General features: G+C 42.2%; 10 protein-coding genes. 6 read left to right on the forward strand and 4 right to left on the reverse strand.

From position 1 onward, the window contains the following. The first annotated feature begins 55 nt into the window (after positions 1-55). Together ACOQON_RS11040 and ACOQON_RS11045 are read left to right on the forward strand one after the other, a co-directional pair. Positions 56-1,573 carry a bifunctional GNAT family N-acetyltransferase/carbon-nitrogen hydrolase family protein gene (locus ACOQON_RS11040; protein ID WP_420575471.1) on the forward strand — a complete coding sequence of 506 codons (1,518 nt, stop codon included), beginning with the start codon at positions 56-58 and terminating at the stop codon, positions 1,571-1,573. A gap of 70 nt (positions 1,574-1,643) precedes the next feature. Then, a complete protein-coding gene (locus ACOQON_RS11045) occupies positions 1,644-2,075 on the forward strand; it encodes a hypothetical protein (protein ID WP_420575472.1) in 432 nt (143 codons plus the stop codon). Here ACOQON_RS11045 and surE read toward each other — a convergent pair. From surE to dnaG, 4 genes are read right to left on the reverse strand one after another with little or no spacing between them, the layout of a single operon-like run. Continuing rightward, the gene (gene surE, locus ACOQON_RS11050) at positions 2,053-2,823 is read right to left on the reverse strand and encodes a 5'/3'-nucleotidase SurE (RefSeq protein ID WP_420575473.1); all 771 of its coding nucleotides are present in this window, start codon (positions 2,821-2,823) and stop codon (positions 2,053-2,055) included. The two genes, ACOQON_RS11045 and surE, sit on opposite strands and share 23 nt — an antisense overlap. A gap of 3 nt (positions 2,824-2,826) precedes the next feature. Further along, positions 2,827-3,429: a hypothetical protein gene (locus ACOQON_RS11055; protein ID WP_420575474.1), complete on the reverse strand. Its 603-nt coding sequence runs from the start codon at positions 3,427-3,429 to the stop codon at positions 2,827-2,829. Continuing rightward, positions 3,426-4,625 (reverse strand): bifunctional 3,4-dihydroxy-2-butanone-4-phosphate synthase/GTP cyclohydrolase II, encoded by a 1,200-nt coding sequence (locus ACOQON_RS11060; RefSeq protein WP_420575475.1) that lies wholly within the window; start codon positions 4,623-4,625, stop codon positions 3,426-3,428. The genes ACOQON_RS11055 and ACOQON_RS11060 overlap by 4 nt, the downstream gene beginning before the upstream one ends. Continuing rightward, positions 4,625-6,559 (reverse strand): DNA primase, encoded by a 1,935-nt coding sequence (dnaG, locus tag ACOQON_RS11065; RefSeq protein WP_420575476.1) that lies wholly within the window; start codon positions 6,557-6,559, stop codon positions 4,625-4,627. The genes ACOQON_RS11060 and dnaG overlap by 1 nt, the downstream gene beginning before the upstream one ends. Positions 6,560-6,639: 80 nt before the next feature. Between dnaG and ACOQON_RS11070 the strand changes: the two genes are divergently transcribed. From ACOQON_RS11070 to ACOQON_RS11085, 4 genes are read left to right on the forward strand one after another with little or no spacing between them, the layout of a single operon-like run. Next, complete coding sequence (locus ACOQON_RS11070) at positions 6,640-7,950, forward strand: hypothetical protein (RefSeq protein WP_420575477.1); 1,311 nt, start codon at positions 6,640-6,642, stop codon at positions 7,948-7,950. A 31-nt stretch (positions 7,951-7,981) separates the two neighbouring features. Next, positions 7,982-9,073 (forward strand): Mrp/NBP35 family ATP-binding protein, encoded by a 1,092-nt coding sequence (locus ACOQON_RS11075; RefSeq protein WP_420575478.1) that lies wholly within the window; start codon positions 7,982-7,984, stop codon positions 9,071-9,073. A 3-nt stretch (positions 9,074-9,076) separates the two neighbouring features. Continuing rightward, positions 9,077-9,355 (forward strand): NifU family protein, encoded by a 279-nt coding sequence (locus tag ACOQON_RS11080; protein ID WP_089356302.1) that lies wholly within the window; start codon positions 9,077-9,079, stop codon positions 9,353-9,355. Further along, positions 9,321-12,302 carry a choice-of-anchor J domain-containing protein gene (locus tag ACOQON_RS11085; RefSeq protein ID WP_420575479.1) on the forward strand — a complete coding sequence of 994 codons (2,982 nt, stop codon included), beginning with the start codon at positions 9,321-9,323 and terminating at the stop codon, positions 12,300-12,302. Before ACOQON_RS11080 ends, ACOQON_RS11085 begins: the two co-directional genes overlap by 35 nt. The last annotated feature ends 30 nt before the right edge of the window (positions 12,303-12,332 follow it).

The following is a 12,332-nucleotide window of genomic DNA, read 5'->3' on the forward strand; positions in this document are numbered from 1 at the left end:
AGAAGACTCCTTATCAACATACCTGTTCCCACCCTACCTTTGCAACATGCAAGATATGGACATTGATAACATTGAATTGTCATACCTAAGCCTGAATGACTACCAGGAATTGAAGCGCGCAATGATCGCTTCCTACCAAAAGGTAGAAGACAACTTTTGGGAAAAGCATGAATTGGAAAAACTTATTTCACTATTCCCTGAGGGACAGGTTGTCATTAAAGTAAATGGAGATATTGCGGGGTGTGCACTCGCCATGATCACCAATAGTCGCATGGCCCAAAAGCGACACACGTATAAACAGGTTACCGGAAATTACACGTTTAGCACGCATGAAAAAAACGGTGATATTTTGTATGGCGTTGATCTTTTCATCAAACCTGAATTTCGAGGTTTGCGGTTAGGTCGTAGACTTTATGACTATCGTAAAGAGTTGTGTGAACGGATGAATTTGCGGGGAATTGCATTCGGTGGTCGTATTCCCAATTATCACAAGTTTGCTGAGGATCATACGCCACGTCAGTATATCGACAAGGTAAGAAAAAAGGAAATCGACGATCCGGTACTTAACTTTCAGATTTCCAATGACTTTCACGTCTCTAAAATCCTGAAGGGATACCTGGAGGGCGACAAAGAATCCAAAGACTATGCGGTCTTGTTGGAGTGGGACAATATCTACTATGAGGAGCCATCCGATCAGGCAAGCAGCATCAAACGGGTAGTCAGATTAGGATTAATCCAGTGGCAGATGCGACCATATAAAGACCTGGATGATGTCATGCAGCAAGCAGAGTACTTCATCGATGCAGTGTCCGATTATCGGTCTGACTTTGCCCTGTTTCCGGAGTTTTTTAACGCTCCGCTAATGGCAGAAAATAACCACATGGCTGAGCCTGATGCCATTAGAGAGTTGGCCAGGCATACCGATGAAATTGTGAGTCGCTTTTCAAGGCTGGCCGTCTCTTACAATATCAATATCATCACGGGAAGTATGCCGGAGATGAAAGACGAACGCCTATTCAACGTTGGGTACGTATGCCACCGTGACGGTTCCATTGATCGCTTTGAGAAAATCCACGTCACCCCTGACGAATCCAAAATATGGGGAATGGAAGGTGGCAGCACGGTAGAGACATTTGAAACGGATTGCGGAAGAATTGGCGTGTTAATCTGCTATGATGTGGAGTTTCCTGAGCTAAGCAGGTTGCTTGCTGAAGAAGAGATGGACATTTTGTTCGTGCCATTTCTTACCGACACCCAGAATGGATATTCACGTGTGAGAAACTGCGCACAAGCCAGGGCTATTGAAAATGAATGTTATGTGGCATTAGCTGGTAGTGTCGGAAACCTTCCAAACGTGCACAACATGGACATTCAGTTTGCTCAGTCGGTGGTATTTACCCCTTGCGATTTTGCTTTCCCCACAAATGGCATCAAAGCAGAAGCCACGCCAAACACGGAGATGATCCTTATCGCAGATGTAGATGTGGACGACCTTAGAGAGCTACATGAATTTGGGAGTGTAAACAATCTCAAGGATCGAAGGAAGGATGTATATGAATTGAAGAAGAAGTAAGCATGGATCATTTTTAGGGGAATAGACATATGTGATAGACTAACATACAATAATCACATACACCTTAATTATGAAGAACCTATTCACTACACTAATTATTATAATTTTTACTTTCCCTGCTTTTGGTCAAAAAACACAGAGTCTTGAAGGTATGACATCTGCGGAAATTAGGAAACTTTTGATTACACAATCCGAGTCTGAAATGGCTCTTGAAATGATTAAAAAGCATAATACTTCAAGAATAGTCTCTTATGTGTTTTTTGGTGGTGGTCTTGCTCTCCTTGTCAGTCAAGACCCATCTAATGAAAAAAATGCGGTGCTTACGGGGTTTTATGGAGGAACTTTTCTGATCGCAGGACTAATAACGTCTATAGTAGCGAATGAAAGGCTAAAGAAAGCAGCAAAAATTTATGAGCAAGATATCCAGAAGGCTCAATTAAAACCGAATATCCGATCTGAGTCAACTGCATTTGAAATGACTATATATCCCACTCCTCATTGATCTGAGCAATGGCATGGTGTCCGGTCATATCAAATTGACAAGGAACTATTGAGACATAGTTGTTTGCCAATGCCCATTCATCATTATCTTCTCCTTTATCGTGGTTTACGAAATTACCCACCATCCAGAAGTAGGTTCGTCCATAAGGATCTTTTCGCTCATCAAACTGCTCCTCCCAGTTCGCGTTGGCCTGGCGACACACCTTTATGCCTTTGATAGGCTCAGCACGATGAACAGGGAAATTCACATTCAGAGCAATCCCCTTTGGAATTCCATTCTTTAGCGCCTCTTGCGTCACCTTTTTCACATACTCATCAATATGGTCCATTTCGGCAGCCGGATCATAATCACAAAGCGAAAAACCTATGGCCGGAAGGTCTTCAATCGCTCCCTCAATAGCGGCACTCATAGTGCCCGAATAAAGCACACTTATTGAACTGTTACTTCCATGATTTACACCGGAAACCACCAGGTCAATATTTCGGTCCTTAAGTACGTAGTGTTTGGCCAGCTTCACACAATCAGCCGGAGTTCCGGTACATTCGTAAGCTTCAATACCCTCAAATAACTCACTCTTCTTCAGTCTTAGTGTATCCCCAACCGTAATCGCGTGACCCATACCTGATTGAGGGCTATCGGGTGCAACGACGACCACCTCACCTAATTCCTTTACTACATTCACCAGCTTTCGGATACCGCGTGAGGTAATACCATCATCGTTACTTACTAAAATCAGAGGTTTAGCCATAAATTAGATTGAATTATAAAATGCAGTAATCCGAACCAGATCCGCCATCTCATCTGTGTCCAGCTTATTTTCTTTGATGAATTTTTTCACTTCAGATTGCTTCTTTGCCATGAAAGCAAGCAGCTCTTTCTTTTTCCCATTGAAGAAGGTAATGTGCCCCTCGCTATCCATGAAATAGTATGAATACTTAATGACTAATCTGGAGGTAGTTCCCCCTCCCCAATATGCGGAAGAGCTATTAACAGTCTGACTCACAATATGCTCACGAGTCAATAAGGATAGTTTACCCTCATACACCAATTCAAAAAAGACCGGAATCTTATAGTCCACATTTACGGTATACGGAATCGAATAGAACTGACGATAGTTATTTAGAATCTTATCGAAAATCTCAAAGTAAAATACCTTATGACTGGAAAACGATTTGGTCCGACCTTTATTTATTACCGTTAGGATATTGGCGTCAAGATCATACTTCAAATCACCTTTGATGGTGTCCTTATCCGTGGTGACCATGAATCCCTCATGGAAGACCTCAGATGAAAATTGCTGTGCGGACAAACCAAGCACAGCGATGAACAGAACGAAAAAAAACCGTATTCTCATTTTAAAATTTCGTGCCCCAGTTTATCCCTTTTAGTTTCAAGATACTTTTGGTTATGCTGGTTTGGAGCTATTTCTATTGCAATATTTTCTACAATTTCCAGACCATAACCCATCAAACCTACCCGTTTTTTAGGATTGTTTGTAATCAACCGCAATTTAGAAATTCCCAGCTTTCTGAGAATCTGTGCGCCCACTCCATAATCCCGTTGATCAGATTTGAAGCCGAGTTCCAGATTAGCCTCCACAGTATCTTTCCCCTCTTCCTGAAGTTTGTAAGCTTTCAGCTTATTCATCAGGCCTATTCCACGTCCTTCCTGATTCATGTAAAGCACTACTCCTTTACCTTCTTTCTCCACCATCTGCATCGCACCATGAAGTTGACCTCCACAATCGCAACGACATGAACCAAAAATATCTCCGGTTACACATGAACTGTGTACGCGTACCATTACCGGCTCATTTTCTTTCCAGCTTCCTTTTATCAGTGCCAAATGCTCCTCACCTGTGTTTTTTTGCTTGAATGCTTTCAATTGGAAATCACCCCAATTGGTAGGCATGCTCACCTCTATTTCTTCCTCCACCATCGACTCCTTATCCATGCGGTATTCGATGAGGTCTGCAATTGAGACCAGCTTCAATCCAAACTTATCAGCAATTTTTCGGCAATCAGGCAGACGAGCCATGGTACCATCATCTTTGAGAATTTCTACCAAAACGCCACCTGGGGTAAGTCCTGCCAAACGTGAAAAATCAACAGCCGCTTCTGTGTGACCCGCTCTTCTCAGCACTCCGCCTTGCTTGGCCTTTAATGGGAAAATATGTCCCGGACGTCCCAAATCTGTTGGTTTGGTATCAGGATTTACTAATGCCTGGATAGTTTTGGCTCTATCAGATGTGGATATTCCTGTGGTAGTCCCATGACCAATTAAATCAACTGAAACAGTAAATGGTGTCTCGAATGTGGCAGTATTTTTTCCGACCATCAGATCCAAATCCAGCTCCTTACATCTGTCTTCCAATAACGAAGCGCAAATGAGACCCCTGCCCTCTTTGGACATAAAATTGATGATATCGGGAGTGACTTTTTCTGCAGCGCAAATGAAGTCCCCTTCATTTTCCCTGTCCTCGTCATCTACCACGATGATCACTTCTCCATTTTTTATAGCCTCAATGGCTTCCTCTATTTTATCTAGCATTATCCTACTAATACGTTCCCTAATATTTTAGCGATCTCCACCGACACTTTCTTCAACTCATTTATGTCATCCAAAAGTTCATCTACTTCGGCTTCATTCGTTGTATGTTTCAACTTTTCCGTTTCCTCCTGAATCAACTGCTGCACGATTCTGAATTTCAACCGCAGCACATTTGTATAAGTTACATCTCGCAGAAACTCTGTCTCACGAGGTACATGAATGTGATATTTCTCGCTCCAGTTCTCGCTTATCTCATACTTTTCCGCACTAAGATCAATCACGGTTTTCCGAACATCCTCATCCGTGTGGCTTAGCAAATATTCACCATCTATCACTTCTCCTTCGTTTAGCTTCTCACGAAAAATCTCTATGATTTTCCGATAGGTCTGATTGGTAAACTGTATTTCGTCAGCTTCGTTCAGGAAATAATCAATAAGGTTCTGATCCTGCATCTCCCTGGTTGGAATCTTATTCTTACCATAGTTCACCAAAACCCTGATACTCTCTCTTTCCTGAAACTCGATGATCTTTCCAATATCGAGCTTATCAATAAACTCGTCTTGCGACTCCATCGGAAATGGAGGTGCCTCAACCTCTGGTTGAGCACGGTGGTCAGATCCGTGTTTCTTTCGATTCTCAATAAGAATCTTATTTTGCTCCGCAACCAAAACGGACTCAGCAATCCCAAGAAGATCACTACAGTCCTTGATGTAAACCGTTCGTTTAACCGGATCATTGATCTTGGTAATACTCGAAACAATATCCTTAATTACCCCGGCTTTTTTTACCGGATCATTGCCCGTATCATTAAGCAAAACTTTCGTTTTAAACCGAATAATATCCTGAGCCTCTTCACCCACATACTCGCGGAAACCTGATGCTCCTAGCTGTCGGGCATAGCTGTCAGGGTCTTCACCTTCCGGCAATGCAACGGCTTTGACATTCAAGTCTCCCTCTAAAAGCAGGTCAATTCCACGCATGGATGCCTTAATGCCAGCCTGATCTCCATCGAAAATAACCGTGACATTCTCGGAGTATCGCCTGATTAGTTTTACCTGATCTTCAGTTAATGCAGTACCCGAAGATGCAACCACGTTCTCCACACCTGCCTGGTGCATGGAAATTACATCCGTATACCCTTCTACCAGGTAGCAGTTATCCTCTTTGCGAATGGCATTTTTGCTTTGGTACATTCCATAAAGCACCTTGCTTTTATGGTATAGCTCTGTTTCCGGGCTGTTGATGTATTTGGCGGACTTGTCTGTACTTGAAAGTTTTCTTCCACCAAAAGCGATCGTTTTCCCTGACACATTGTGAATGGGAAACATCACCCTGCTACGAAAACGGTCATAGTTTTTCCCGTCCTTGTCAATGACAAGTCCTGCCTCGCCTAATAACTCTTTATTGTACCCTTTTTTGATTGCCTCATTTAGTAGTCCATCCCATAGTTCTTTTGAGTACCCCAGCTCAAACTTCTTGATGGTTTCCTCAGTAAACCCACGTTCTTTGAAGTAGGATAGCCCAATTGATTTGCCTTCGTCGGTATTATGAAGTACGTCCTGAAAATACTCGTTGGCAAAATTGAGAACGATGTATAAACTCTCCCGCTTGTTCTGTGCCTGCTGAGCTTCATCTGATTGTTCCTCCTCTTTTATTTCAATCCCGTATTTTCCTGCCAGGTATTTCAGGGCCTCCACATAGCTGAGGCCATCTACCTCCATGACGAATGAAATAGCATCGCCTCCTTTACCTGAACTGAAATCTTTAAATATCCCTTTTGATGGAACTACATAAAAAGAAGGGGTCTTTTCATTGGTAAATGGACTCAGGGCTTTATAACTTGAACCAGATCGCTTGAGGGTGACAAAATCCCCTACCACCTCGACAATGTCGATTCGGTTTTTGATTTCTTCGATGGTAGAGGGATGGATCATACGCCTAAATGGTTTGCAAAATTACCCGATTAATAAGATACCGAGTTATAACAAGAAAGAGACTTTAAACTAAATATTCAATGCCAAAACAAACGTCAAATCCTATCAATATTCTCTTTGTTTCCATTTCTGCACTAATCACAGATATCGCATGGATGTGCAGCAAAGAAGGACATAATGTCAAATATTTCATTGGAGATGAAAGTGAAAAAGAAATTGGAAATGGTTTTGTGCCTAAAACAAATGATTGGGAAGCAGAAATTGACTGGGCTGACTTAATTGTTTTCGATGATGTGCTAGGTCAGGGAGAAAAGGCCAGTAATCTTAGAAAAAAAGGAAAATACGTGGTTGGTGGCACTCCATACACCGATAAACTGGAGGATGACCGTTCATTTGGACAGGCAGAGCTGAAAAAGCACAAAGTCAACATTCTCAATTATCATGAATTTGATTCCTTCGACGCAGGAATTGAACACATAAGATCCAATCCGGGCAAGTACGTCTTGAAGCCCAGTGGAGAAGCTCAGAATATTAAGAGGTTGTTGTTTGTAGGTCAGGAAGAAGACGGTAGCGATGTATTGCGAATTCTGGAGGCATACAAGAATGCATGGAGTGAAGAGGTGAAAGTCTATCAGTTACAAAAGAAAGTGGATACTGGTGTCGAAGTGGGTGTCGGTGCTTTTTTTAATGGAAAGGAATTCATCTATCCCATCAATATCAATTTTGAACATAAGAAATTATTCCCCGGAGAGTTGGGAGTAGCAACAGGTGAGATGGGTACCAGCATGTTTTGGAGCGGCCCAAATAAAATTTTCAACTCCACGCTGAAAAAGATGGAACCAACACTCGCTGAGGAGGGATATGTTGGATACATAGATGTGAATTGCATTGTAAACAGCAATGGTATTTATCCATTGGAGTTTACCTCTCGATTTGGTTATCCTACCATTTCCATTCAGGCTGAAGGAATGTTAAACCCGATCGGAGATTTTCTGTATCAGCTGGCTAAAGGTGAGAAGATCAACTTAAAAACAAAAAACGGGTTTCAGATTGGAGCACGTATCGTGGTTCCTCCTTTTCCATATAAAGACCCTAAAACTTTTGAAGCCTTTTCAAAAAACGCAGCAATCATATTTAAAAAGCCAATGACAGATGGCGTGCATATCGAAGACGTCAAACTGGTTAACAATGAGTGGCTCATCACCGGCGGAACTGGTGTTGCCCTGATTGTCACGGGAATGGGACTGACCATGAAACAGGCTCAGCAACAATTATATACCAGAATAAAAAATATTATGATTCCTAACATGTATTACCGAACTGATATTGGTAATCGTTGGTTTGAAGATAGTGACAAGTTACATGCCTGGGGGTACCTCAGAGAGAGCTAGTTTGAAGGATAAATCTTAACTTGCGGCGCGAATGGAATTGACGAAGGAAAATCTACTAAAAGCACTGAGTGAAGTCATAGATCCGGATATTAAAAAAGATCTGGTATCACTCGGAATGATACAAAATATTCACATTGACGGTAACAAAGCGGCTTTTGATGTGGTGCTCACCACACCGGCCTGTCCGTTAAAGGAAGTCATCAAAAAAGACTGTGAGGAAAAAATACAGAAGCATCTGGGTGATGTGAAAGCCATCATCAATATGACTTCCAATGTGACCACCAAACGAGATGAAGGACCGGTTTTACCCGGGGTTAAAAATATCATTGCTGTCTCTTCCGGTAAAGGAGGGGTTGGCAAATCTACCGTTGCAGCGAATCTGGCGGTTGCTTTAGCACGATCCGGAGCAGATGTAGGGCTAATTGATGCAGATATCTACGGTCCATCCATTCCAACCATGTTCAACTGTGAATTTGAGCAGCCCGGAATCGTACAGGAAGATGGAAAAAATAAAATTGTCCCTATCCAACAGTATGGAGTCAAATTGATCTCCATTGGCTTTTTGACTAATAGTGAAGATGCTGTGGTTTGGAGAGGTCCAATGGCCAGCTCTGCATTGAGACAGTTTATATCTGATGCAAAGTGGGGAGAATTGGATTACCTGGTCATAGACTTGCCTCCCGGAACCAGTGACATCCATCTGACTTTGGTACAGGCGGTACCTGTAACGGGTGCTGTGGTTGTGACCACTCCACAGAAAGTGGCTCTAGCTGATGCTCAGAAAGGTATTTCCATGTTCAAGCAACCTCAAATCAATGTCCCAATTCTGGGGCTTGTAGAAAATATGGCGTGGTTTACTCCGGATGAGCTTCCTGATAATAAATACTTTATCTTTGGAGAAGGTGGAGGTCGAAAACTGGCAGAAAAGAATGAAGTAGAGCTGCTCGGGCAAATTCCGATTGTACAGTCTATCAGAGAAAGTGGGGATAATGGATATCCGGCAGCTATGAAAGATGGAGAGCTTGCGGATGCGTTTAGGAACCTGGCAGAAAATGTGGCCAGACAAGTAGCAATCAGAAATGCATCAGCACCAGAGACTAAAAAAGTAGAAGTGACCGTTTAGGATATGTCAGAATTAGTAGAAAGAGTAGAAAAAGCCTTAAATAACATCAGACCCTATCTGGAAGCTGATGGTGGTGATGTGAAAGTGCTTGAGGTAGATAAAGATATGAACGTGGTATTAGAGTTGATGGGAAACTGTGGCTCATGCCCCATGTCTACAATGACACTAAAGGCTGGTGTAGAAGAAGCTATTAAACGTGAAGTACCGGAAATCAAAAGTGTACATGCGGTCAATATCACTTCCCCCGATGATCCGAACGCTAAGCTTCCGTTCGCTAACTAATGAACCCATGCGACTTGGGTTACTCTTCTTTATATCCATCCTGTTCACTACACATCTTAAATCTCAAGAGCGGTGTGGCACGAAAGCTCCAACTACCGGTGAGTTCGAAAACTGGATAAGCACCAAAATAGCAGAAAGAAAAGCCAGAGCAGAACAGCCACTGGCTACACTTTATCAGATTCCTGTTGTCGTTCACGTATTTCATAAAGGAGAATCTGTAGGTACAGGGGTAAACCTGTCCGAAGAACGTATTAAGGCTCAAATTGACTCTCTGACAGCAGATTTTCGAAGGATGAATGCGGATGCTATAAATACGCCTGCAGAATTTCTTCCAGTTGCCGCTGACATTGAAATTGAATTTGTCTTAGCAAAACAGGATCCGGCTGGAAAGCCTACAAATGGAATTGTAAGATTACAAGGATCCAAGAATATCTATAGAGCTAATACAGATCAGGCACTACTAAGATCAGAAAGCTACTGGCCGGCTGAGCATTACCTGAACGTTTTTGTACTTGACCTCCAATCTTTTCTTGGCATTGCATCATTTCCACTAACCTCGTTAGAAGGCATCACTAACAACTCCGACGATTTCACTTTCGATGGTGTGCTTGTTGATTATGAATTCTTTGGTGTAAACATTGATCCAGAACTTTCATTTGATAGTTATGGACGAACCCTCACACATGAGGTGGGTCATTATCTTGGCCTGAGGCACATATGGGGCGATGGAGGCTGCTCTGTGGATGATTTCGTTGATGATACGCCGCTTGCAGACGATGACAATGGAGGATATGGTTCTCCTTGTGATTGGCCCAACGAAGATGACAATACCATTTGCATAATGGATGATCCAGAAATGTTCCAAAACTACATGGACTATACTAATGACATCTGTATGAATTTGTTTACAGAGGGTCAAAAAACAAGAATGCGTACGGTGATGGACAATGCACCAAACCGTATGACATTGATCTCCAGCCCGGGGCTATCAGAACCCACCCAATTTTCAGATGATTTGGCTGCAGCGAATATCCTGAGCCCTGATTATGCAGAATGTGATAATCTTATTACTCCCGAATTGAGGGTCATAAACTATGGGATAAATGAAGTCACTTCATATGATGTTCAGCTTCTGATAGATTCCAGCCCTATTGGCAGCCCTCAGACCATTTCTACAAGCTTACCGCCATTATCTTCAGATACAGTAGCATTTAGTGCGCAATCAATAAGTCCTAACTCATCTATCTCCTTTGAAATAAGTAATGTAAATGGTGGTACCGATGGCAACCTTAGTAATAACTCAATTAGCAGAACACTCACCGCTACCTCCTCTTCCTCACTCCCATTCAATCAGGATATGGAAACCACACCTGCATTGCACGGGCCAATTGGAAGTACTTACCCATGGGAGATTGTAAATGCACCGAAAGAGACGCCCTCCAATAATGCTTTGATCTTTAAAGCTCACAACAATACGCAATGGTTTGGTGAAGAAACCATTTTAAAAACATCAGTATTTGATTTGACCAACATCTCTTCCGGCGAAATCCGCTTCAGCTATGCACATGCAAACAAGCTTAATGGGTTTTACGATGGCTTTATGATCAAAGCGAGTGTGGACTGTGGAGAAACTTTTCCGGATATTCTTTTCTCAGGCTTTGGTCCTGACTTAGCCACTGCTCCGGAAACTGATGCTTATTTCACACCCGCTAACCAACTGGAATGGATTGATTCATTGGTGAGTATTACGGATTACAGAGGTATCGACGGGGTTCAATTTGCTTTTGTGGGTATTAATGGAAGTGGTAATAATATCTATCTGGATGATATTCAGATAGTAGAAACTAACCTATTTGAAAACGACATCAAACCCATTTCCCTTTCGGCACCACTTATCACCTGCTCAGAGACATCCAATGTAAACTTGAATGTTCGAAATAATGGTTCAGAGGTGGTTACTTCGTTTGAAATCAAATACTCCGTCAATGGAGATACATCTATTACCACCTTTGACAACCTGAGCCTCTCATCTAAGGAACAGAAAGTCTTCTCTTTTTTTATAGGTGAGTTGGTAAAGGGTGAAAATGAAATTGGAGTCAAAGTAACAAGGGTGAATGGTACAGAAGATGAATCTGTGGATGAAAATATCATTGAGATAATACTGGATAGAGATGATATTGAGGATGAATATCCCCTGACGGTTGATTTTGAATCCGCTGATAATTGGCAACTCGCAGCAAGTGGTCAGGATACGCTTTGGAGAAGAGTTAACCTCTCTTCTGGCAGAGCATTGCGAGCAAATGGTTTTAACGCCAGTGAATTGGGTCAAAAAAGTTGGTTTATAAGTCCCCGGTTGAATACAGGTGGATTGGATAGTGCCGGGCTGTATTTCAGAGCATCGTATGCTTCCAGGTCTACCTTTGACGATCATCTTCAAGTGCTCCTCTCAACTGATTGCGGCCAAACATACTACCCCACACCTCTTTTGAATGCAGATGCTGACTCCCTGGCTGTAACAGAATCAGAGGAGAGATGGATACCAAACAGTGCATCCGACTGGAAAGAATATAGGATAGACCTCTCAACAACATTTTTCTTTGATGATGACATTCGAATTGCCTTTGTCTTTACACCTGGCGGAGGAAATGATCTTTACATCGACGATATCAGTATTAGAGGCAATGAACCTCCATTTTATGAAGACTTTGTAAGGACTTATCCGAACCCGGCTATTTCAAGATTCAATGTTGGATTAAATCTGCCCAAAAAAGAATCTGTGCTCATCCGATTACAAGATATCAGTGGTAGAATCGTTTTTGAGGAACGAATAGATAATGCCTTGAATCAAATCCTGGAATATATGGCTCCCAATCAAGAGGGTTTGTATTTCCTTACAGTAATTGGAAAAGGGTTCAGTCATTCACAAAAGCTGTTTATTAGTCGCTAATTCATTAGGTTTATCCTCTCATTAATAAGT

It is taken from the genome of Ekhidna sp. (genome assembly GCF_965221965.1).
GTDB lineage: Bacteria > Bacteroidota > Bacteroidia > Cytophagales > Cyclobacteriaceae > Ekhidna.

What these genes read in the sequence shown, in the direction of transcription:
- ACOQON_RS11060 (WP_420575475.1), bottom strand. Translation starts at nt 4,625, where the DNA reads ATGCTAGATAAAATAGAGGAAGCCATTGAGGCTATAAAAAATGGAGAA.
- ACOQON_RS11085 (WP_420575479.1), top strand. Translation starts at nt 9,321, where the DNA reads ATGATCCGAACGCTAAGCTTCCGTTCGCTAACTAATGAACCCATGCGA.
- ACOQON_RS11080 (WP_089356302.1), top strand. Translation starts at nt 9,077, where the DNA reads ATGTCAGAATTAGTAGAAAGAGTAGAAAAAGCCTTAAATAACATCAGA.
- ACOQON_RS11040 (WP_420575471.1), top strand. Translation starts at nt 56, where the DNA reads ATGGACATTGATAACATTGAATTGTCATACCTAAGCCTGAATGACTAC.
- surE (WP_420575473.1), bottom strand. Translation starts at nt 2,823, where the DNA reads ATGGCTAAACCTCTGATTTTAGTAAGTAACGATGATGGTATTACCTCA.
- dnaG (WP_420575476.1), bottom strand. Translation starts at nt 6,559, where the DNA reads ATGATCCATCCCTCTACCATCGAAGAAATCAAAAACCGAATCGACATT.
- ACOQON_RS11070 (WP_420575477.1), top strand. Translation starts at nt 6,640, where the DNA reads ATGCCAAAACAAACGTCAAATCCTATCAATATTCTCTTTGTTTCCATT.
- ACOQON_RS11075 (WP_420575478.1), top strand. Translation starts at nt 7,982, where the DNA reads ATGGAATTGACGAAGGAAAATCTACTAAAAGCACTGAGTGAAGTCATA.
- ACOQON_RS11055 (WP_420575474.1), bottom strand. Translation starts at nt 3,429, where the DNA reads ATGAGAATACGGTTTTTTTTCGTTCTGTTCATCGCTGTGCTTGGTTTG.
- ACOQON_RS11045 (WP_420575472.1), top strand. Translation starts at nt 1,644, where the DNA reads ATGAAGAACCTATTCACTACACTAATTATTATAATTTTTACTTTCCCT.